This window comes from Pseudomonas sp. o96-267 (assembly GCF_003935465.1).
In the GTDB taxonomy this organism is placed as follows: domain Bacteria; phylum Pseudomonadota; class Gammaproteobacteria; order Pseudomonadales; family Pseudomonadaceae; genus Aquipseudomonas; species Aquipseudomonas sediminis.
In genome coordinates this window covers 66,252-88,790 of the sequence record NZ_RHQP01000018.1, presented here as the reverse complement: position 1 = coordinate 88,790, position 22,539 = coordinate 66,252, and the positions used below count along the sequence as shown (strand labels likewise).

The window sequence follows — 22,539 nt, the reverse complement described above, 5'->3', positions numbered from 1 at the left end:
CAGTAACAACTGCGATGCCAGATAGCCGACCTCCACTTCGTGCTGACCGTAACTCCAAGGCGAGTTGCACGCATCGTCCGCTTCAACATCAGGCCAGACGTAACGATTTTCAGATCCAGCGCTCATCGTCTCGGCCCTCTCACAAATCGAGCACGAGGGGCTGAACGCCATCCTCACCCTGCGCCGGCACCGCGCAGCAGATCAGCACGCCATCGCCTTCCGGCAACTCGGCTGGCGGGTTCGGGTAATGCACCTGCCCGCTGATCAGTCGCGTCTTGCAGGTGCCGCAGGAACCACCACGGCAGCTGAACTCTGGCGTCAGACCCCGGTTCTCTGCCAGCTCCAGCAGGCTGCCACCTTCCGGCATCCAGCGTGCCTCCTTGGCCGAAGTGGTGAAGTACACCGGTACCGGCTCGGTTGCAGCCGGCGGCTGCATGAAAGCAGTCACCTGCCCGTCCGTACGACGCGTCAGGGTCGAGGGGCCGAACGCCTCGGCATGGATGCGTGCATCGGCGACGTTCAGATCGCGCAAGCCATCGTAGATCGCCTGGGTAAAGGCGGCCGGGCCGCACAGGTAGAAATCGTAATCGTCGAACGACAGCGCCGCCTTGATCTGCTCCAGCTCGATGCGTCCATGCTGCTCATAGTCGCGTCCGAGCACTGCGCCCTGCTCCGGTGCACTGAGGGCACGATGCACGCGCAGCAGACCATCAGCACGTTGCACCAACTCGCGCAGCTCGACCTGGAACGGCAGGTCGCTCAGCGTCCGTGCCCCCTGGAAGAAATGGATGCGCTTGCCCTGTCCCAACGCCACCTGCTCGCGCAGCATCGACAGCAGCGGCGTGATACCGACACCGGCACCGATCAACACCAGCGGCCGATGAGTGTCACTGTTGAGGGTGAAGCTGCCCAGTGGCGGACGCACTTCCAGCACATCGCCAACCTGAAGCTGTTCGTGCAGGTGCCGCGAGACCACACCCTGCGCCTTGACGCTGATGCGCAACTGACCGTCCGATGGAGCACTCGACAGGCTGTAGGTACGCAGCAGGGTTTCACCTGTAACAGTGGTGATGCGAATGGGCAGGTGCTGACCGGCGGCGAAGCGCGGTGCAACGCCCTGCTCCGGTGCCAGCACGAACGAGCGGATGTCGGCGCTCTCTTGCTGCTGATGCTGCACGCGCCAGCGCTGCCACTGATTGCGCTGCTCACGCTCGCGCAGACGCGCATCGGTTTCTGCCCAGGTGCCGGTCATCAGGCTGGTCGGTGCATATTCCTCGAAGGCCCAACGCAATGAAGTCGCGGCCGGGCGCAGCACCACCTGCTCGACGTCGAGTGTCCATAGCCGTTCGGCGCCTTCGAAGAGGTTGATCAACGGACTGTCGAGGAGGATTTCGGCGCGTCCGCCCAGTTGCAGCACGTCGCCCGTGGCGAAGTCGACGAACAGCAGGCCGGCGCGCGGATTGACGCTGAGATTGCCCAGGGTGTTGAAGAACAGGTTGCCGGCGTAGTCGGGAATGGTCAGCCGATTGCCCTCTACCCGCACGAAGCCGGCGCGCCCGCCTCGGTGCGAAACGTCCACCGATCGGCGGCCATCGGTATGCTCGACGTAACTGGCGACGAAGAAGGTGTCGGCGTTACGGATCATCTCGGCAGTACGCGCATCCAGTTCGGTCGCTGCCAGGCGCTCGATGCCCCGCTCAGGTACGCGGCGGTAGTGGCGCAGTTGGATGTACTGCGGGCAATTGCCGAAGGAATGCTCCACGGTGATGTCCAGACGCTGTGCAGAGGCCTGATGAATATGCCCGTTGATGCGATTGCGCCGCCGCGAATGCAGCTCGATGCCGAGCAGGCCGATGGCCTCGCCGCTGACCAGACCGGCAGTGGCCGGATCGAGCGGGTCGAGCGCCATGGCGGCCAAGTCGAACGACAGCTGACGTGGATCGGACGAGGTGACGAAACCCTCCTCACCCTCGATCAACGTGGCCCAGGGCTGGCCTGCGCCATCCACAGCACCCGCGATCATGAACGGCAACTGATGGTAGAACTCGCGATGCTGATCCGGCATGTAGTCACGGATCACCTTCTGCCCGAGCACTTCCATGCGTTCGCCGACGCCGACCTTTTCCTGCAGTTGCTTTTCACCGGCATGCCAGGGCGAGTGCCGATGGCTGGGGAGCTGTTGCATGTTCTGTCCTCCACGCAAGAAGCTGCCGAGTGAGCCCGGCAGCTATCGGCGACTCAGGCTTGCAAGCCGGCGGCGGTACGCGGCATCGGTACGAAACCCGGCAGCGCCTCGATGCGTGCCAGCCAGGCGCGGATGTTCGGATAGGGTTCCAGCGAGACGTTGCCCTCCGGCGCGTGGGCAATGTAGGAGTAGTTGGCGACATCGGCGATGCTCGGCTTGTCGCCGGTGAGGAATGGGGTTTCGCCCAGCTCGCCTTCCATCACGGTGAACAGCGCATGGGCGCGATTGATCACTTCTTCGGTGTTGAACGAGGCGCCGAATACGGTGACGAGGCGCGCAGCTGCGGGGCCGAACGCTACCAAACCGGCGGCCACCGACAACCAGCGCTGCACGCGGGCGGCAGCAGCCGGCTCCTGCGGCAGCCAGTCGTCGTTGCCGTAACGTTTGGCCAGGTAGACGAGGATGGCGTTGGAATCGCTGACGATGGTGCCGCCGTCATCGATGGCCGGTACCTGGCCGAAGGGGTTGAGGGCAAGGAACTCGGGGGTCTTGTGCTCGCCCTTGGCCAGGTCGACGAAGATCAGCTCGGTGGGCAATTGCAGCAGCGAGAGCATCAGCTCGGCACGGTGGGCATGGCCGGAGCGCGGGAAGTTGTACAGCTTGATGGCGGGACGGGACATGGCGATGACTCCTTCGAGCGTGATTGGATAAGGTCACCGCGAGACGACTGGCCTTCGCGACGATGGGGCCATGTTGGCCTCATCCAATCTCGATAAGAATCACCACAAAGAACAATCCACTATTTCACTTTCTGCAATTTTCTCACGTCAGGCCTGAAACGCCGGATGAGCACGCAGGCGCGGCACGGCAAAGTCGAGGAAACTACGCACCCGTCCCGCCGCCCGGCGTCCTTCGCGGTAATACAGCTGCACCGGCAAAGGCGCTGCGGCGAAGTTTTCCAGCACCGCCTGCAACTGCCCACTCTGCAACTCCTGATAGGCCTCATAGCTCAGGCAGCGGGTCAGGCCAAAACCGGCGAGCGCTGCGCGGATCGCAGCCTGCGGCGTGCTGCAGGTCAATCGCGGCGCGAGCTTCACCGCACCGTCCGCAAAACGCCATTCCCCCGCATGACCGGTCGAAGACCGGCCGATGGTGCGGTGCACGTGCAGAGCTTGCGGGCTTGCGGGCCAGCCCCAGCGCTGCAGATAGTCAGGTGTCGCACAGACCAGCGGTCGCGCCCATCCCAGCGGCACGGCAAAGCCGGACGAACTGGGCAGATGGCCGACCACCACGGCCAGGTCGATGCCCTCTTCCAGCACCCTGGGCGGCTCTTCGCGCGCCAAGGTAGCCAGGCTCACCTCGGGAAATGCCGCCAGATAGTCGACCGCGATGGGGGTCAGCACCTGATGCGCCATCAACAGCGGCAGAGCCAGGGTCAGTTGCCCGACAGGGCTGGCATGCAGGCCGGTCACCGAGCGCTCGGCCTCCTCAACCCGCTGCAGAATGCGCTGGCAACTGTCGGCGAAAGCGGTACCCGCCGCGCTCAGGCTCACACCGCGTGGTCCACGCAGCAGCAAGGTGCTGTCCAGACGACTTTCCAGCGCAGCTACGGTACGCATCACCGTGGCCTGCGACAGCTGCAACTGGCGAGCAGCAGCGGCCAGGCTGCCCGCCTGGGCCACGACGAGGAAGACCTGCATCTCGCGGTGATGACTCATGACACAGGCGCGGCTCCGGCCGCGCGCAGCGCCGGATCTGCGCGAAAACTGGCGGCGCAGTGGTCGACGAACGTACGCACCTTGGCCGACACCTGGCGACCACCCTGGTGAATGATGTGCACCGGCAAGGCGGGTGGCTCGAACGCTTCGAGTACCAGTTCGATCTCGCCGCGCGCCACCGCGGCGGCCACCTGGTAGGACAGCACGCGGGTATAACCCCAGCCCAACCGCGCCACGCTGATCGCCGCCTGGTTGGAGCTGACAGTGAAGCGCGGCTGCGGCATGAAGCCGAACGGACCGTCGGCGCCGACGAACTGCCAGTGCGACAGCAGGGTGCTGGCGCTGGACATGACGATGGGCGCATCGCGCAACTCATCCGGGTGGTTCGGACGCCCGACACGGTCGAGAAAATCTGGTGAGGCGCACACCACCGGGCGAATCTGCCCGACCTGCAATGCAGGGTGATCACCCTCGGGCAGCGAGCCGATGCGCACGGCCACGTCGATACCCTCCTCCATCATGTTCACCACGCGGTCGACCAGCAACGCATTGACCTCCACGTCCGGATGGGTATCGAGGTACTGGGCGATACGTGGAATCAGGAACAGCTCACCGAACATCACCGGCGCAGTCACGGTGAGGCGTCCACGCGGGCGCACACTGCCACCAGCGGCCAGTTCCTCGGCTTCTTCCAGCTCCAGCAGGATGCGTCGACAGTCCTCGACATAACGCTGGCCGGCCTCGGTCAAACGCAGGCTGCGCGTGCTGCGCGCCAGCAACAGCGTACCCAGGCGAGCCTCCAGCGCCGCGACGGCGCGGGTCACGCTGGGCGGCGAAATACCCAGCAGCTTGGCACCACCGGCGAAGCTTTCGGCCTCGGTCACTGCCAGCAGCACCCTCATTTCCTGAAACCGATCCATCGTCACCGCCTGGTTTTCTGTTACACCGACGCAGCGTACCTCATGACGAGGCCACCTCCGGACTCAGCGCCGGCTCAAGGCCAGACGCGCGGCGAAGAGGACGAAGATAAGCCCCGTGCTGCGATCCATCCACTTGATCACCACCTCGCGCCGCAACCAGTGGCCGAGCGGCTTGGTAGCGCCGATCAGCAACAGCGCCCAGACCAGGCTGAGCGCCACATGGATGCCCACCAGACCGAATGTCCAGGCGATCAGCGGCTGCCCCTGCGGAATGAACTGCGGCAGGAAGGACACGTAGAAAATCCCCACCTTGGGGTTGAGCACATTACCCAGCAGGCCGCGTAGGAACCAGTTAGCGCCGGGCTGGCCGCCGGCCTGCGCCGGAGCCAAGGAGGTGCGCGGGCGCAGCAGCATGTTCAGCCCGAGCCAGGCCAGATACGCTGCACCGCAATACTTGAGCAGGTTGTAGCCGAATTCGGAAACCGCCAGCAGCGCGCCCAGGCCGAAGGCCACCGCCGCGCCCCAGAGCAGGCAGCCGGCATTGATGCCCAGCGCCGCGCGAAACGCCTGCTGCCGGCCCTCGACCGCTGCGGTACGCAGCACCAGCGCCGTGTCGATCCCCGGCGTCAGGGTCAGCAGCGTGGCGGCAAGGGTGAAGGTGATGAGGTTTTCGGCAAAAGGCATAGGCAGGCGCTCCGTCCACTGGGCAGAGCGCGAGTATAAACAGCGCATCGTTCAAACCGTAAGGTGCGCCGTGCGCACCGCCAACAACCGGGAAACCACCCGGTGCGCACAGCGCACCCTACGTTTATCCGCGATATGCCTCGAACAATCCGGTGGCGCCCATGCCGCCGCCAACGCACATGGTGACGATGCCGTAGCGCAGTTCGCGGCGCTGCAGCTCACGCACCAGGTGGCCGACCTGGCGCGAGCCGGTCATGCCGAACGGGTGGCCGATGGAGATGGAACCGCCGCTGAGGTTGTACTTATCGTTGTCGATCCCGAGCGTGTCGCGGCAGTACAGGCACTGCGAAGCGAACGCCTCGTTGAGCTCCCACAGGTCGATGTCGGCCACACTCAGACCCTTGGCCTTGAGCAGCTTGGGCACCGAGAACACCGGGCCGATGCCCATCTCGTCCGGCTCGCAACCGGCCACGGTGAAACCGCGGAAATAGGCCTTGGGCGTCAGGCCCAGCTCCAGCGCTTTTTCCAGGCTCATCACCAGGGTCATGGAAGCGCCGTCGGAAAGCTGCGAGGCGTTGCCGGCAGTCACGCTGCCAGCCGGGTCGAACGCCGGTGGCAGCTTGGCCAGGGAATCCAGGGTGGTGTCCGGGCGGTTGCAGTCATCGGTCTCGACTACGCCATCAACGATCTTCTTCTCGCCAGTGGCCTTGTCTTCGAGCTGATACTTCACCGACATCGGCACGATCTCGTCGGCGAACAGACCGTCGGCCTGAGCCCGCGCGGTGCGCTGCTGGCTTTGCAGGGCGTAGGCGTCCTGGGCTTCGCGGGTGATGCCGTAGCGGTTGGCGACGATCTCGGCAGTCTTGCCCATGGGGTAGTAGATGCCGGGGTTGTCCTTTTGCAGCAGCGGGTTGAACAGGTTGTCCATGTTCATGCTTTTCAGGGTCATGGTGATGGACTCGACACCGCCAGCGACGATGATGTCGCTGCAGCCGGATGCCACCTGGTTGGCGGCGATGGCGATGGCCTGCAGGCCCGAGGAGCAGAAGCGGTTGAGGGTCATGCCCGCCACCGGATTGCCCAGGCGCGAGAGCACGGCGACATTGCGACCGATGTTCATGCCCTGCGCGCCCTCGTTGGAGCCGGCACCGACAATGCAGTCATCGACCAGCTTCGGGTCGATGCCATTGCGCACCAGCAACGCATCGACGCAGTGAGCGGCCATGTCGTCCGGCCGGGTCATATTGAACTTGCCGCGGAAGGACTTGGCCAGGCCAGTCCGGACGCTGTCGACGATCACCACTTCACGCATGACGCACCTCGTTGTTATTGGATGGCGAATGGCGTGAAGATAAATCCAGCCGATCCCCGGGTGCGACCATCATTGATCTGGCGTATACGGGGAGATCGGGCCAGGGGCGTAGCCCGGATGCAATCCGGGGCTTTGGGATCGACACAAAAGCATCGCGGCTGAAGCCGCTCCTACAGTGCAGTGAATACCGTAGGAGCGGCTGGGCGGCATTCCGTTTCAGCCGCGAAAAATCTCAATCCCTTGCAAACGCCGCCTCGATGGCCTCGTTGATGGTGCGCAGCACCTTGACCCGGGCGAAGCGCTTGTCGTTGGCCTCGATCAAGGTCCAAGGCGCGATCTCGGTGCTGGTGCGGTCGACCATGTCGCCCACAGCGTCGGCGTAGTCGTCCCACTTGTCACGGTTGCGCCAATCTTCTTCAGTGATCTTGAAGCGCTTGAACGGAATCTCCTCGCGCTCATTGAAGCGCTCCAGCTGCGTCTGCTGGTCGATGGCCAGCCAGAACTTCACCAGGATCACTCCGGCATTGGCCAGTTGCTCCTCGAAATCGTTGATCTCGCCGTAGGCGCGCAGCCAGTCGGCCTGGCTGCAGAAGCCCTCGACCCGCTCCACCAACACACGGCCATACCAACTGCGGTCGAAGATGGTGAACTTACCGCGCGCCGGAATGTGCCGCCAGAAGCGCCATAGATAGGGCTGAGCGCGCTCTTCCTCGGTCGGCGCCGCCACCGGCACGATGCGGTACTGGCGCGGATCGAGCGCGCCGGTGACACGACGGATGGCGCCGCCCTTGCCGGCGGCATCGTTGCCTTCGAATGCCGCGATCAGCGCGTGCTTGCGCATGCGTTTGTCACGCATCAGCCCGGACAGACGCGCCTGCTCGGTAGCCAGTTGCTCCTTGTAGTCGTCCTTGCTCAGGGCCTGGGTCATATCCAGGCTGGCCAGCAAGCCGCGATTGTCCAGGCTGGAAACCAGCGGCGCGGCATGCGGTTGCAGCTGGGTGCGTTGCGGATTAGCCAATGCTGCCTGCAAGCCTTCGAGCAGGATGCGCCCGACGGTGAGGCTGCGGTAATAGTGATCGACGCCCTCGACCACGTACCAGGGCGCGTAATCGCGGCTGGTGCGGCGCAGCACGCGCTCGCCGTAGCGCACGAACTTGTCGTAGGTCTTCGATTGCTGCCAGTCCAGCGGGCTGATGCGCCAACTGTGCAGCGGATCGTCCTTGAGCGCCTCCAGTCGAGCCTTCATGTGCTGCTTGGACAGATGAAACCAGAACTTGAAGATCAGCGCGCCTTCATCGCAGAGCATGCGTTCCAGGCGCTCGGCGCCATCGATGGCCTGGTCCAGCACCGCGTCCTTGAACTTGCCGTGCACCCTGCCCTGCAGCATCTGGCTGTACCAGTTGCCGAAGAACACGCCCATACGCCCTTTCGGCGGCAGTTGGCGCCAGTAACGCCAGGCCGGCGGCCGCGCCAGTTCTTCATCGGTCTGGATATCGAAGGTGCTGACCTGGATCAGCCGCGGGTCCATCCACTCGTTGAGCAGTTTCACCGTCTCGCCCTTGCCGGCGCCCTCGACGCCGTTGATCAGCACGATCACCGGAAAACGCGCCTGCTGCTTGAGCTCGTACTGCGCCTCCAGCAGCGCCTCGCGCAGCGCCGGCTCTTCGGCCTCGAACGTGGCCTTGTCGATACTGCGGCCGATTTCGGCGGACTCGAACATAAAGCAACCTCCCTGGAATGATCCTCACAGCCTAACGGAACATCCAATGCTTTGCCCGCTGACACCAGCGCCATGGCACCTGTGCACGGTAGAATCGCCGGACGATCCAGCGGACCCCAGCCATGTCAGACACCCATCACGCCCAGCTCGACTGGGACGAGCGCGGCCAGCCTCTGTCGCGCAGCTACGGCGACATCTATTTCTCCCAGGAAAACGGCCTGGAAGAGACGCGTTACGTCTTCCTCGCCAACAACGATCTGGCAGCGCGTTTCGCCGCTCTCGCCGACGGCGAATGCCTGAACGTCGGCGAGACGGGTTTCGGCACCGGGCTGAATTTCCTCTGCGCCTGGCAGTTGTTCGAGCAACAGGCGCCCGCTGACGCGCGCCTGCACTTCGTCAGTGTCGAAAAATATCCGCTGCATCATGACGACCTGCAGCGCGCCCTGGCCCTGTGGCCAGAGCTGGCACCGTTCAGCGCAGAACTGCTGACTAAATACCGAGCCATTCACCCCGGGTTCCAGCGCCTGCTGTTGGCCGGTGGCCGGGTGGTGCTGACGCTGTTGATCGGTGACGTGATGGAGCAATTGCCGCAAATGGATGCGCGCATCGACGCCTGGTTTCTCGACGGTTTCAATCCGGCGAAAAACCCTGAAATGTGGACGCCCGAGCTGTTCGCCGAACTGGCGCGCCTGTCGGCCCCCGGCACAACCATCGGCACATTTTCCAGCGCCGGCCGGGTACGACGCGCACTGAATGAAGCCGGCTTCAAGATGAAGCGCGTGCCCGGCCTGGGCAAAAAATGGGAGGTGGCTAAAGGACAGTTCATCGGTGAGACGCAAACCGTCGGCAAGCCCTGGTTCGCCCGCCCCGCTCGCCCCACGCAGGAAAAACACGCGGTGGTGATCGGCGCTGGTCTGGCCGGCTGCGCCACTGCCGCCAGCCTGGCAGCGCGCGGCTGGCGAGTGAGCCTGCTGGAGCGCCACGCGGCAGTTGCCTGCGAGGCCTCGGGCAATCCGCAGGGTGTGCTCTACCTCAAGCTCTCGGCCCATGGCACCGCGTTGTCGCAATTGATCGTCGCCGGCTTCGGTCATACCCGCCGGCTGCTCGAACGTCTGCAGCGCGGTGCCGACTGGGACGCTTGCGGCGTGCTGCAGCTGGCCTTCGACACCAAGGAAGCCGAGCGCCAGAGCAAACTGTCCGCGGCCTTCCCGAATGATCTGCTGCATGCGCTAACGAAGGATAAAGCCGAGCAGCAGGCCGGCATCGGCCTACCGGCCGGCGGCCTGTTCTACCCGGATGCTGGCTGGGTGCACCCGCCGGCGCTGTGCCGGCAATTGGTGCAACACCCGCTGATCGAGCTACGCCCCTATCAGGAAGCGCTGAGCCTGAGTCGGCAAAATGATCGCTGGCGCGTCGAGGGACAGAGCGGTGTGTTGGCCGAAGCACCGGTGCTGGTGCTGGCTTGCGCCGCCGAAATTTCCCGCCTGCTGCCGGATACCAACCTGCCGCTCAAGCGCATTCGAGGGCAGATCAGCCGCCTGCCGGCCAACTCGCTCAGCAGTCAATTGCGCACCGTGGTCTGCGCCGAAGGCTACGTCGCCCCACCGCGCGAAGGCGAACACACCCTGGGCGCCAGCTTCGACTTCCACAGCGACGACCTCACGCCCAGCATCGCCGAGCACGCCGGCAACCTGGAGCTACTTAGGGAGATATCCACTGACCTGGCCGAGCGCCTGCAGGCCGATCATATCGACCCCGCAACGCTGGAAGGCCGCGCCGCGTTCCGCTGCACCAGCCCGGACTACCTGCCGATAGTCGGGCCGCTGGCTGATGCCGAAGCCTTTACCGAAACCTATGCGGTACTGGCCAAGGACGCCCGCCAGGTGCCGGATGCGCCCTGTCCCTGGCTGCACGGCCTGTACATCAACAGCGGCCACGGCTCACGCGGGCTGATCACCGCGCCACTGTCAGGCGAACTGATCGCTGCCTGGCTAGAAAACGAACCGCTGCCAGTGCCACGCGAGATAGCGGAGGCCAGCCACCCCAATCGCTTTATGCTGCGCAAGCTGATTCGCGGGAGCTGATCGACGGTGCGCACGGCGCACCCTACTGGGTTGGCCGCACTTAGGCTCTGGCCTCAGCAAGCACAGGTTTGGGTTTGCGAAACACCAGCACGTTGCCCAGCATCACCAGGCCCAGGCCGAGCAGCGCCGGGGTCGTCCATTGGTAGCCCTCGAGGAACACCGAGATATTCAGCGCCACCACCGGGAACAGCACCGTGCAGTAGGCCGCGCGCTCCGGCCCCATGCGTCCGACCAGGGTCAGGTAGGCGGTAAAGCCGATCACCGAGCCGGGAATCGCCAGGTACAGCAACGAACCCACGTAGCGTGCGTTCCATTCGAAAGCGAACGGCGTACCGCTGACCAGGCAGATGCCCACCAGCATCAGCGCGCCGTAAAGCATGCCCCAGGCGTTGGTGGTCAGCGGTTTGAGCCCAGCCTTCTGCTGCAGGCTGGAGAGCATGTTGCCGGCGGAGAAGAACAGCGTGCCGCACAGCGCCAGGCCGATACCCAGCAGGCTTTCGCGGCTGGCCTCGTGCCCGGCCAGCTCCGGCCAGAACAGCAAGCCAAGGCCGACCAGCCCCAGCGCGCCACCGAGCAGCACGTTGGCGGCGATACGCTGTTTGAAGAACAACCGCGCATTGATCGCGTTCCACAAGGTAGCGGTGGAGAAGATCACCGCGATCAGGCCACTGGGTATCCACTGGCTGGCGGTGTAGAAGCACAGAAAGTTGAGGCAGAACAGGCACAACCCCTGCACCAGGCAGATGCCCTGGCCACGGCGATCCAGCGGCTGCAGGCGGCCACTGAACCAGAGCATGGCGAACAGCACTGCTGAGGCCAGGGCGAAGCGATAGGCGATGGAGGCGGCAACGGCCACCTCGCCCATCTGGAATTTGATGGCGATCCAGGTCGTGCCCCAGATCAGTACGGTCAGCAGGTAAAGCGACAGGTTCATCGAGAATCTCCCAAGACTGAGCACAGTCTGGAAGCGATAGGCGCCAGGCGCTTGCACAAAGTTGCGCATTTATCGCCGCGCCATCACTGCCTGCCATCGCGCTACAGGCTTTATCATGCGGTTTTAATCAGTCAGGTCATTCTCACCGCATGCTTTCCGCCGTCGCGCGCTACAAACAACTGTTGTCCAGCGCCCTCGCCCGTTACTTCCCCCGCACCACCGCCTATCTGCGTGCCGAGCGCGAAGCCGCGCAACCGCGCAAGCCTATACGCAAGCAGAGCAAGAAGAAGTCCGCCGGCAACAAGAAAGCCGGCACTCGCAAGGCTGCCAGCGGCAAACCTGGCCCCGCCGGGATTTACCCCGCCACCCGGCTGAAGATCGAAGACGCCCAGGTGCAGTCCATGCGCGAGCGCGTGGCCCAGGCGGTGAGTGCCGGGCTGATCGGGGCACCGTCGGACGAACAATGGGCGATGATCCTCTGCCGCGCCCCGCTGGCGCGCATCTTCGCGGGTGCCGGCTCAGGCAAGTCGAGCACCCTGGTACTGCGTGTGGTGTTCCTGCTCTGCCACCTGGAGGTCGATCCGAAACGCCTGACGGTGATTTCCTTCACCAACGCCTCCTGCCACGAGCTGCGCGAGCGCCTGCAACGTTTGCTCGACTTCTGGCACTACCCGCACGATGCACGCCAGTGCGTGCGCACCTTCCACGCGGCCATGGCCACGCTGGCCAAGGAAAGCCTGGGCAACCCGCGTTGGTTCGAGCAAATGGACGAGCCCAGCGACGAACCGGACAACCCGCTCACCGGCGCTCGTCTGCGCCACACGCAACAACGCCTACTCAAGCAGGCTTACCAGAATGCCTACACCGAAGACGCGCGCTTTCGCGCCCTGACTCATCGCCTGCTCAAACTGCCGGCACCCGAAGAGCCGCCACAGGGCAAGCCCAAGGCGCCACAAGACGCCTGCAAACTGCCGGGTGAGTTCACCGCCCTGCCGCTGTTCGAGCTGCTGCACGGGCAGATCGACTTCGCCGAGAGCCTGGGTATTCGTCTCGAGCGCCTGGACGTGAAAGCTCTGGGCTGCGCGCCCCGCGAGCGTGATTTCATCGAGGCCATGCAGCGCTTTCACCAGCACTTCAGCGCGCTGCTACAGAGCCAGGGTTTGATCAGTTTCAACGGCGCCTTCGCGCAACTGAGCGAGCAACTGAGCAGCGACGGCGGCAAATCCGGCCCCGCCCTGCTCGCCCTGAGCCACTTGCTGATCGACGAATTCCAGGACATCTCGCCGCAGATCGTGCTGTGGCTGCAGGCCGTGCATCGCCGCCTGCACGCGGCGGGCGAACGCATCAGCCTGATGGCCATCGGCGACGACTGGCAATCGATCTACGGCTGGCGCGGCAGCTCGCCAGAGCTGTTCATCGACTTCGACCGCCACTTCCCCAGCCGTGGACGCGGCAAAAGCACCACCCTGCTGCTAGGCACCAACTACCGCAGCATCGAGCCGGTGATCCGAGACGGCGAGAGGGTGCTGGCCGAGGTGCACAGCAAGCAGGCCAAGACCTGCGTCGCGGCCAAGGCCATGCAACCGGGCGACCATGGCGTCAGGCTGATCCAGCGCTTCGACCTGGCCAGCGGCCTGCCGGCGCTGCTCAAGGAAATCACCGCGCAGTGCCAGCACGTCAGCCAGCGCCCCAACGCGGATCGCACCGCTGTGCTGCTGCTCAGCCGGCGCAACGAGCCGCTGCAACAGGTGCGCGCACAGTTGGACAAATCGCTGCCGGTCAGGGCCATGACCATCCATCGCGCCAAGGGTCTGCAGGCTGAAGTGGCGATCATCCTCGACGACTGCCTGCCGACGGATAAGCACCCACTGCGCAACGCGCTCTACGCCCAATGCGGTTTCTTCGCCGGCAGCTACGACCAGGCCATGCAGGACGAAGCCCGGCGCCTGGCCTACGTGGCCATCACCCGTGGCGTAAGCCGGGTGCTGTGGTACACGCGCAAGGCCCAGGGCGCCACGCAGTGCTTGGCAGCAAGCCGACCTATCGCGCAAGCTTCAGGCTGATCTGCACTTCAGGCGTTCCCATGGACAAACTGCTGGCTCTGCGCACCTTCGTCGCCACCGTTCGCTGCGGTGGTTTTTCCGCTGCGGTGCGGCAGTTGGGCCTGGCCACCTCGTCGGTGACCCGTGCGGTCAACGCCCTGGAGCAAGAGCTGGGCTGCGTGCTGCTAAACCGCAATACGCGGCAGATCAGCGTCAGTGAGGCCGGACGCGAGTATTTCGAACGCGCCCTGGCCATCCTCGACGCACTCGACGAGGCCGATGCCGCCGTGATCGACAACGGCGAAGAGGTGCGTGGTCGTCTGGCGGTAAGCGTGCCGGTGGAGTTCGCTCGGCGCATCATCGCCCCACGCCTGGGCGAACTGCTGGAGCGCCACCCGCAACTGGAGCTGACCCTGCGCGTGACCGACGAAGTGGTCGACCTGCTTAGCGAACGGGTCGACCTGGCGCTGCGCCTGGGTTCTTCCATCGTCAGCGACGACGTCGTCAGCCAGCGTGTCGGCAGCTTTCGCCGCTGGCTGGTAGCGAGTCCACATTATCTGGCACGCACCTCGCCCATCGAACATCCGGACGCACTGCAGGCGCACGCCTGCCTGCAGTACGACTACGGCAGCCCGGCGAACTACTGGCGCTTCGAGCAGGAGGGAACGACCGTGCAGGTGCCGGTCAGCGGGCGCCTGCGCAGCAACAACGCCGATATATTGCGTCAGGCCGCGCTGGATGGTCAGGGCATCGCGCTGCTGTCGGACTGGCTGGTACGCGACGATGTGGACAGTGGCAAGCTGCAACGCCTGCTGCCCGACTACGAAGTCGCACCCGGCCCGCACGAGGGCACTATTCACTTGCTCTACCTGCCGAACCATCGGGGTTCGAAACGCATCGCCGCGTTCAGCGAGTTTCTCCAGGGATTGCTGCAAGGCTAGGGGCTTTTGCATGGCGCGCAACGCAGCGTTGCCGGCTCGATGGATTTTCCGCCAGGCGTTAGCTGCCTAACCTTGCGCCTGTCGTTTCCTCTCATCGAGATTCATCATGACTAGCCAGACCTCCTCACTGACGAGCGAGTCGCCAGCCCTGCCGCAGGCACTGGTGCTGCTGTTCGCCCTGTGCTGCGGCGCCATCGTCGCCAACCTCTATTACGCCCAGCCGATCATCGAGCTGATCGCCCCGGATGTCGGCCTCAGCGCCGAGCGCGCCAGCCTGATCGTTTCGCTGACGCAAATCGGCTATGCCCTGGGTCTGTTGTTTCTGGTGCCGCTGGCCGACCTGCTGGAAAGCCGTCGGCTGATGCTGATCACCACCGCGGCCGCTCTGCTCTGCCTATTGGCGGCGGCCTTCGCGAGTCAGCCGGATGTGTTTCTTGGCCTGGCACTGCTGATAGGTCTCAGCTCGGTTTCGGTACAGATGCTGATTCCACTGGCCGCCAACCTGGCCCCGGAAGCCAGCCGTGGCCGTGTGGTGGGCAACATCATGAGCGGCCTGCTGCTGGGCATCCTGCTGGCTCGGCCGCTGGCCAGCCTGGTAGCCGGTGAATTCGGGTGGCGCGCGGTGTACCTGATGGCAGCCGGACTGATGCTGGTGATTACGCTGGTGATCGCCACCACCATCCCGCGCCACGCCCCCAGCCACCGCGCCAGCTACGGGCAACTGCTGGCCTCGCTCGTTCACCTGTTGCGCCGCTATCCGACACTGCGTCGCCGCGCGCTTTATCAGGGCCTGATGTTCGCCAGCTTCAGTCTGTTCTGGACAGTGGCGCCGCTGGAGCTGTCGCGCCACCTCGGTTTGAGCCAGCAGGACATCGCCCTGTTCGCCCTCGCCGGCGCCATCGGCGCAGTGGCGGCCCCTATCGCCGGACGCCTGGCCGATGCCGGCCATACCTGGCGCGCCAGCCTGGTGGCGCTGATCCTCGCACCATTGGCCTTTGCCCCCAATTTGCTGAGCGCCGGGCTGGGCTGGATCGGTCTGGTCGTCACTGCCATCGTGCTGGATTTCGCGGTGCAGATGAGCATGGTGCTGGGTCAACGCAGCATCTACACCCTGGAGCCGCAGAGCCGCGCGCGACTCAATGCGCTGTACATGACCAGCATCTTCATCGGTGGCGCCATCGGTTCGGCACTGGCCAGCCCGGTTTACGAGCGCTTCGGTTGGTCAGGCACGGTACTGCTGGCCGCCGGACTACCACTACTCGCACTGCTGGCATTTATCGGCAAGGAGGAGTGAGGATTTTTCTGCAGGCAACAAAAAACCCGCCGAAGCGGGTTTCCTCCCAACCATCCGACATCCTGTCGGTAGCCATCTTGGCCTGGTCATCTTCCTTGATCCTCAGCGCTCCATCGCTGCAGGGGATGTGTGTAGATTAATGATCGGGGCTCAATAGCAATAGCAGCGGTTAGCGCCAATGCGTGTAAGACATTTGCCATAGCGTTACTGATTGACGATCCCGCCGAGCACCTTATGCTCAGTGAAACAAGGAGTCGCCATGCAGTCAGCCCCGGAAGCTCTCAGTGCAATCCCGGAGAACCGTTACGCCGAACAGCTACGCTGCGGTTTTCGTTTCTTGCGTTTCAGCGAGCCACTGGAACAGGAATATCACCAGTACATCAGCAAGGCGCAGGCGCGCTATCAGAAAATCGCTGTGCTCCTGGGTCTCGGTATATGGATGATTTTCACCCTTGTCGATGTCATGCGCCTGGATCTTGGGCAACGCTTCCCTGACTATCCAGCACCGCTCTGGAGCCTGCTGTTGGTGCGCGGCTCAATCATCCTCATACTCTCCCTACTTGCCCTGCGGCTGCTCGACGGCAGCCGTGAGCACTACGGCCCGAAGGTGGTCACCGCCACCCTGCTGAGCCTGGTGCTAGGCACCACGCTGACGATCATTTTCTACGAAAATCTGAACGTTCCCATCTCCAACAGCGTGCTGCTACTGATGGCAATCACCCTGTTCTTTCCCCTCGGCCTGTCGTATCGAAGCAACTTGCTTCTGGCAGCGGTCAGCCTACCGCTGGTTGTCTTGCCTGGGCTGTGGCTGTTAGCGCAAGCGCAACAGGTCGATTACCTGCGACTGTGCTTCATCTTCAGCCTGGCCCTGCTGATCTGTGCAATGGGGGCCTATGTCAGGGATCACACCCAGCGCGAGCAGTTTCTACTGCTGCGACTGTTGGACTGGCAAGCCAACCACGATCCGCTCACCGCCCTGCACAACCGCCGCAGCTTCACTCAGCATCTGGATCTCGCCCTGCGCCAGGGCAACCGCGAGTCAGCCACGGTTGCGCTATTGATGCTCGACATCGACCATTTCAAACGTTTCAACGATCACTACGGACATCAGGCCGGCGACGAGGCTCTGCGCCAGGTAGGTCGAGTGCTGCAGCATTTCGCACGTCGCCCCATGGACATGGCAGTGCGCCTGGGCGGAGAAGAGTTTGCCCTGCTGCTATATGGTTGCGATGCTGAACAGCTGCGAACACTCGGAGAAGCGCTACGCAGTGGCTTGGCCACCCTGAACATTGCCCACGCCGCCTCACCGACGGCCGACCACCTCACCGTCAGCATGGGCGCACGCCTGGCCATGGATGGCGAAAGCAGTGAAGAACTGTACCGCCGAGCAGATGCTTTGCTTTATCAGGCCAAACAGGCTGGTCGCAATCACCTGACACTGGGTTGAGCTTCTGCGGTCTGGATAAAAGCGTCAGGCCCGCGCTGTGGTATCGCTTGCTAAACCCCGAACGCCTGCCGCGAAAAATCGCAGGCAACAAAAAATCGTCGGGAACGATTTTTGACGTCGCTTGCGACGGCCCGAAGGGTTGCCGCCAGGGATGGCAGGCAACAAAAAACCCGCCGAAGCGGGTTTCCTCCCAACCATCCGACATCCTGTCGGTGGCCAATCCTGACCTGGTCATCGTCTTTGATCCTCAGCGCTCCATCGCTGCAGGGGATGTGTGTAGATTACTGCTCGGACCGACGGGGCAAAAGCGACGCTTACCGCCACGGCGTGTAAGACATTCGCTATAGCCAGCCAGATCAACGACCGATCATACGGGCCAACACGTCTTCACCGCCCTGACGGCGATGGACGAAGGCCATCGCCGCATGACCAATCACCATGAACAACAACAGCCAGCCCAGGTTGCCGTGCAGCAAGCTGGCGGGCGCGATCATCCACTCGATCTTGCCGTCACTGAAGCCCGGCATGATGGTCATGCCGAAGGCGACGAACTCCCGGCCCGAGCCGTATTGGCGCAGCAGAGCGATAAAGGGGATCACGAACAGCAGACCGTACAACGCCAGATGGCCGAAACGTGCCAGCGTGCTGACTGGCGCAGGCCGACGACTGCTGCTGTACAGCGCCCAGAGCAGGCGCAGCACCACCAGCACCATGAGCAGCAGTCCCGTCGCCTTGTGCGTGCCCCAGAGGAATTTATCCAGGGCGCTTTCTTCTATCAGGGTGTGCGCCAGCACGGTCAAGAATTGCCAGCCCAGCACTACCGCCATCCCCCAGTGCAGCCAGCGTGTAACAGCGCCGTAGCGCTGCGCGGAATCATGCAGATTCGACATGGTGCTTCCTCTCCAATGTCATGATGAAATCTATGCGGCCTCATGCCGCCACCCGAGCCAAAGACCCGTTCCAGAGCCAATGGTGCCGCGCCAGCAGGCGTGATGATCAGAAGAGATGTTAGCAGGGATGTCAGAAAGGCATCACCGCAGGCTCCAGTCGAGACTGAAGCCTGCGGTGATGATCAGGCGTCGCGCAGCGCTTCGCGCCAGGCGTGATATTGCGGTTCCTGCCAGATGCGCGCATGCAAACGCGCCATGCCGTCAGGATCGTTGAGCAGACGCCAGCGGGTTGCCTCGACCTTGCCCTCAGGCCCGGCGCTGAGGATTTCCTCGATACGCGCTTCGCGCAGCGCTTCGGCGGCGGGCACAACCTTGGCGTGCCGGGCGCGGGCCATGGCGCAGACCAGAGCGTTGTACAGCGGATCGACCACTGCACGCAGGAAACCCTTGCGCAGCGCACGCGAACTGTTCAGTTGCTCGTACTCGGAGGTGTTGCTCAGCTCCACTGGCACCTTGTGCTCCTCCGGTATCAGAAACAGCTTGCTGCGCCGCGCTGCCAGTCCTGGCGCAGTACGACTGGTCAGCACCGAGACCACAGGCGACAGCACCAGCGACACCACGATAGGCGCCAGCCACCAGAGGAAGTCCGGGTTGAGCCAGGCCACCAGTGCCGTCCAGCTGATACCGATCAACACCTGGGTACCGTGACGACGGAACGCTTCGCTCCAAGGGGTCGAGTCATCCACACGCTGCGGCGAGTTCCACTGCACCGACCAACCGAGGAAAGCAGCGGTGACGAACAGGCTGTGGAACAGCATGCGCACAGGTGCGAGCAGAACCGAGCAGGAGGCCTCCAGGAGCATCGACAGCAGCACCCGCGTACGACCACCGTACGCTTCCGCGCCCTTGATCCAGATCAGCAGCACACTGAGCAGCTTGGGCAGGAACAGCAGCGTCATGGTCGCCGAGAACAGCGCCACGGCCTCTTCGGGTTGCCAGCGCGGCCACAACGGGTAGAGCTGGTTGGGCTGCAGGAAGTACTCCGGCACCATCAGCGTATGGATCGCCAGCAGACAGGTCGACAGCACCAGGAACAACAGCCACAGCGGCGCCGACAGGTAGGACATGACGCCGGTGAGGAACACCACGCGATGCACGGCGTGCATGCCACGCACCAGGAACAGCCGGAAGTTCATCAGGTTGCCGTGGCACCAGCGACGATCACGCTTGAGCTCGTCGAGCAGGTTCGGTGGCAGCTCTTCATAACTACCCGGCAGGTCGTAGGCGATCCACACACCCCAACCGGCACGGCGCATCAGCGCGGCTTCGACGAAGTCGTGGGAGAGGATCGCGCCAGCGAAAGAACCAGTGCCCGGCAAGGGCGCCAAAGCGCAGTGCTCGATGAAGGGTTTGACCCGAATGATCGCGTTGTGGCCCCAGTAGTGCGATTCACCCAGCTGCCAGAAGTTGAGCCCTGCGGTGAACAGCGGTCCGTAGACGCTGGTGGCGAACTGTTGCAGGCGCGCATACAGGGTGTCCATGCCCGATGCCTTGGGTGCGGTCTGGATAATGCCAGCCCCGGGGTTGGCCTCCATCAGGCGCACCAGGCGGGTCAGGCAATCGCCGCTCATTACGCTGTCGGCATCGAGCACTACCATGTAGCGATAGTTGCTGCCCCAGCGCCGACAGAAGTCGTCGATGTTGCCGCTCTTGCGCTTCACCCGACGCCGACGGCGGCGGTAGAAGATATGGCCGAAGCCTTCCACTTCGCGGCACAACTCCATCCAGGCCTGTTGTTCGGCCACGCAGATATCCGGATCGTTGCTGTCGCTGAGAACGAAGAAGTCGAAGTGATCGAGCTGCCCGGTAGCCTTGAGCGATTCGAAGGTCGCGCGCAGGCCGGCGAACACACGCGGCACGTGTTCGTTGGCGATCGGCATCACCAGTGCGGTACGCGCCCGCGGCGAGATCGGCTCATCACCGCAGCTGCTCGCGGAGATGCTATAGCGATCACGCCCCTTGAGCAGTTGGAAGAAGCCCATCAGCGCGGTCCAGAACCCCATCGACACCCAGCAGAACAGCAGGGCGAACAGTGCCAGGATACTGGTCTGCACCACATAGGGCAGGATCTGCCGCGCTGACTCGCGCAGCGGCTGGTCGAACACCAGGCCAAGATCGACCAGCGACCAGCCCTGATAAGGCAGCACCGACTTCATGTACCAGGTGGCGACCACCGTCTGCGTGATCATCAGCACCAGCAGTGCGGTTCGGCGCACCGCCGCAACATGCCGCCAACGTTCTTCGGCGAAGTCTTCGCTCTCACGCGTGCGCGGCCGCGGCGCAGGTTTCTCGCCTTTCAGACGGCGCCAGCCACGATCCAGGATATTGATCTGCCAAGGCTCCGGCACCATGCGCGTGCGCTTGATCGGCGGCGTCGAATCGATGGTCGGACGGCCCTGATGATCCTGGACGATACGGCAACCGCGCTCGAGCGCATCCGGCCAGCCCAATGCCAGGCGGGCTGGCACCGAGTCGAGCATCTCGCGGGTTTCCTCCTGGGGCTCGGTCGCTAGCTGATCGTCCTCGTGCAGGGCGCGATGCAGTGTCGCAAGATCGCCGCCCTCCTCTTCGACGCGATCAGCCAAGGCCTGCTGCCGCTCATGATCGAGCGGCAGTTCTCCCAGATACTCCTGGATTTGCGTAGGGTCTAGAGTGTTATTCATGGGAAGGCAGCTGATAGCTCCAGGTTTCCGACAAGGGCTTGCCGTCCTCGACCAGGGCAGCGCGCATCTCCACCGGCTGCGCCGGGTTCTTGACCTTGATGCGCAACATCAGGCGCCAGCCTTTGCTGACCGGGTTGTAACGCAGGCTGTCTTCCAGCAACTCGGCGTTGCCATCGACGCTGACCTGAACAGTCGGCGCCGCGTCGGGCGAACGCTTGGCCAGCTCCTCACCGACGAAATCGACAACCAGCGCGGTACTGCCATCGGCCTGACGAATCAGGTTGGCCTGCTTGATATCACCCTCCGACAGCCGGGTCTGGCTGACCATGGCCAGTTGCGGATCGTGCAGTTTGGCGTCGTCACGGCTGAAGTGTAGGCGATAGGCCACATCCAGCGACTCGCCCGGTGCCGGTAGCTTCTCGGGGCGCCACAGGGCGACGATGTTGTCGTTGGTTTCGTCCGGCGTGGGGATCTCCACCAGTTCGACATGACCAGCGCCCCAATCGCCGACGGTTTCCACCCAGCCGCTTGGGCGCAGTTCGTAGCGGTCGTCGAGATCCTGATACTGGTTGAAGTCGCGACCACGCTGCATCAGGCCGAAGCCACGTGGGTTGTCGATACGATAGCTGCTGACGTTGAGACGCTGCGGGTTGTTCAGCGGACGCCAGATCCACTCGCCATTGCCGGCATGGATGGCCAGACCATCGGAGTCATGCAGTTGCGGGCGGTAATTCGGGCGCGGCCAGGGCTGGTTGGCACCGAACAGGTACATGCTGGTCAGCGGCGCGATGCCGAGCTTTTCGACGTTCTCACGCAGGTAGACCTTCGATTGCACCTCGAGCACGCTGTCGCGCCCCGGTTTGATTTCCATGCGATAAGCGCCGGTGGCGCGCGGCGAGTCGAGCAGTGCGTAGATCACCAGGCTGCGGCGATCGGGCTGCGGTTTCTCGATCCAGAACTCGCTGAAGCGCGGGAACTCTTCCCCCGATGGCAGCGCGGTGTCGATAGCCAGACCGCGCGCGGAAAGACCGAACACCTGCCCTTTGCCGACGATGCGGAAGTAGCTGGCGCCCAGCACGCTCATCACCTCATCGTGCCGACCGTTGGTGTTGATCTCGTTGATCACCTTGAAGCCGGCAAAACCGAGATCCTTGAGGTCATCCGGGTTCAGATTGAGATCGCCGAAGTCGAACATCGACGGGTCGTACTTGATTTCCTGGGTGCCTTCGGCGGTCACTTCGTTGATCTTCACCGGCACATCGAAGTGCATGCCCTGGTGGAAGAAGTACAGCCGGAACGGCGTCTTGCCATCAGCCCAGTGTGCTTTTTCCTCAAGGAAGCGCACCTTCTGATAGCCAGCGAACGGCAATTCGCGCAGCGCAGCCGGCAGATTGCTTTGCGGCGCATTGTAGCGTTCGGCAGCAAGCGCCTTGGCCTTTACCGCCACATCATCCAGATCGAAGGCCCAGCCCTGGGCAGCGAACAGCAGGGGGAGCACACAAAGGGCCAGCTTGCCGGCCTTGCCCATACGGGCTCCAGAACAACGACTCATCGACACACAGCCTCCAGGGCAACACGTACTGACAAGCAGCGGCAAGCCCGGGGGCGGCCGCTGCAGAGAGTTGAAAACGGGCGAATGGTACAA

At 63.6% G+C, this 22,539-nt stretch carries 16 protein-coding genes; 5 read left to right on the top strand and 11 right to left on the bottom strand.

Going from position 1 to position 22,539, the window contains the following annotated elements:
* Positions 1-139: 139 nt before the first annotated feature.
* From EGJ86_RS14125 to pap, 7 genes are all read right to left on the bottom strand, one after another.
* Positions 140-2,185, bottom strand: a complete 2,046-nt coding sequence (locus EGJ86_RS14125) for a pyridoxamine 5'-phosphate oxidase family protein (protein ID WP_125835523.1) — start codon at positions 2,183-2,185, stop codon at positions 140-142.
* A 53-nt stretch (positions 2,186-2,238) separates the two neighbouring features.
* On the bottom strand, positions 2,239-2,865 hold the full coding sequence (locus tag EGJ86_RS14120; protein ID WP_099525638.1) for a glutathione S-transferase family protein: 627 nt from the start codon (positions 2,863-2,865) through the stop codon (positions 2,239-2,241).
* Between the two features lie 147 nt (positions 2,866-3,012).
* Complete coding sequence (locus EGJ86_RS14115; protein WP_125835522.1) at positions 3,013-3,903, bottom strand: LysR family transcriptional regulator; 891 nt, start codon at positions 3,901-3,903, stop codon at positions 3,013-3,015.
* Positions 3,900-4,823, bottom strand: coding sequence for a LysR family transcriptional regulator (locus EGJ86_RS14110; RefSeq protein WP_125835521.1), 924 nt, complete (start codon positions 4,821-4,823; stop codon positions 3,900-3,902). The genes EGJ86_RS14115 and EGJ86_RS14110 overlap by 4 nt, the downstream gene beginning before the upstream one ends.
* A gap of 63 nt (positions 4,824-4,886) precedes the next feature.
* On the bottom strand, positions 4,887-5,507 hold the full coding sequence (locus tag EGJ86_RS14105; protein WP_125835520.1) for a LysE family translocator: 621 nt from the start codon (positions 5,505-5,507) through the stop codon (positions 4,887-4,889).
* A 124-nt stretch (positions 5,508-5,631) separates the two neighbouring features.
* Complete coding sequence (locus tag EGJ86_RS14100) at positions 5,632-6,819, bottom strand: thiolase family protein (protein ID WP_125835519.1); 1,188 nt, start codon at positions 6,817-6,819, stop codon at positions 5,632-5,634.
* Between the two features lie 232 nt (positions 6,820-7,051).
* On the bottom strand, positions 7,052-8,539 hold the full coding sequence (pap, locus tag EGJ86_RS14095) for a polyphosphate:AMP phosphotransferase (protein ID WP_125835518.1): 1,488 nt from the start codon (positions 8,537-8,539) through the stop codon (positions 7,052-7,054).
* Positions 8,540-8,661: 122 nt separating this feature from the next.
* Between pap and mnmC the strand changes: the two genes are divergently transcribed.
* The gene (gene mnmC / locus EGJ86_RS14090; RefSeq protein WP_125835517.1) at positions 8,662-10,623 is read left to right on the top strand and encodes a bifunctional tRNA (5-methylaminomethyl-2-thiouridine)(34)-methyltransferase MnmD/FAD-dependent 5-carboxymethylaminomethyl-2-thiouridine(34) oxidoreductase MnmC; all 1,962 of its coding nucleotides are present in this window, start codon (positions 8,662-8,664) and stop codon (positions 10,621-10,623) included.
* Between the two features lie 40 nt (positions 10,624-10,663).
* Here the strand turns inward: mnmC and EGJ86_RS14085 are convergent, their stop codons facing one another.
* Positions 10,664-11,557 (bottom strand): DMT family transporter, encoded by an 894-nt coding sequence (locus EGJ86_RS14085; protein ID WP_125835516.1) that lies wholly within the window; start codon positions 11,555-11,557, stop codon positions 10,664-10,666.
* A gap of 149 nt (positions 11,558-11,706) precedes the next feature.
* Here EGJ86_RS14085 and EGJ86_RS14080 point away from each other — a divergent pair, with 149 nt between their 5' ends.
* The 4 genes from EGJ86_RS14080 (at position 11,707) to EGJ86_RS14065 (ending at position 17,281) form a co-directional block, all read left to right on the top strand.
* Positions 11,707-13,620: a DEAD/DEAH box helicase gene (locus EGJ86_RS14080; RefSeq protein WP_125835515.1), complete on the top strand. Its 1,914-nt coding sequence runs from the start codon at positions 11,707-11,709 to the stop codon at positions 13,618-13,620.
* Between the two features lie 20 nt (positions 13,621-13,640).
* Positions 13,641-14,540 carry a LysR family transcriptional regulator gene (locus EGJ86_RS14075; RefSeq protein ID WP_125835514.1) on the top strand — a complete coding sequence of 300 codons (900 nt, stop codon included), beginning with the start codon at positions 13,641-13,643 and terminating at the stop codon, positions 14,538-14,540.
* Between the two features lie 106 nt (positions 14,541-14,646).
* A complete protein-coding gene (locus EGJ86_RS14070; protein ID WP_125835513.1) occupies positions 14,647-15,834 on the top strand; it encodes an MFS transporter in 1,188 nt (395 codons plus the stop codon).
* Positions 15,835-16,093: 259 nt separating this feature from the next.
* The gene (locus tag EGJ86_RS14065; RefSeq protein ID WP_125835512.1) at positions 16,094-17,281 is read left to right on the top strand and encodes a GGDEF domain-containing protein; all 1,188 of its coding nucleotides are present in this window, start codon (positions 16,094-16,096) and stop codon (positions 17,279-17,281) included.
* Positions 17,282-17,637: 356 nt separating this feature from the next.
* On the opposite strand, the gene EGJ86_RS14060 is transcribed toward EGJ86_RS14065, so the two are convergent.
* The 3 genes from EGJ86_RS14060 to EGJ86_RS14050 form a co-directional block, all read right to left on the bottom strand.
* Positions 17,638-18,171 (bottom strand): cytochrome b, encoded by a 534-nt coding sequence (locus EGJ86_RS14060; RefSeq protein ID WP_125835511.1) that lies wholly within the window; start codon positions 18,169-18,171, stop codon positions 17,638-17,640.
* A gap of 182 nt (positions 18,172-18,353) precedes the next feature.
* Positions 18,354-20,894, bottom strand: a complete 2,541-nt coding sequence (gene mdoH / locus EGJ86_RS14055) for a glucans biosynthesis glucosyltransferase MdoH (protein ID WP_125835510.1) — start codon at positions 20,892-20,894, stop codon at positions 18,354-18,356.
* The gene (locus EGJ86_RS14050) at positions 20,887-22,422 is read right to left on the bottom strand and encodes a glucan biosynthesis protein G (RefSeq protein ID WP_125835532.1); all 1,536 of its coding nucleotides are present in this window, start codon (positions 22,420-22,422) and stop codon (positions 20,887-20,889) included. The genes mdoH and EGJ86_RS14050 overlap by 8 nt, the downstream gene beginning before the upstream one ends.
* Positions 22,423-22,539 lie beyond the last annotated feature (117 nt).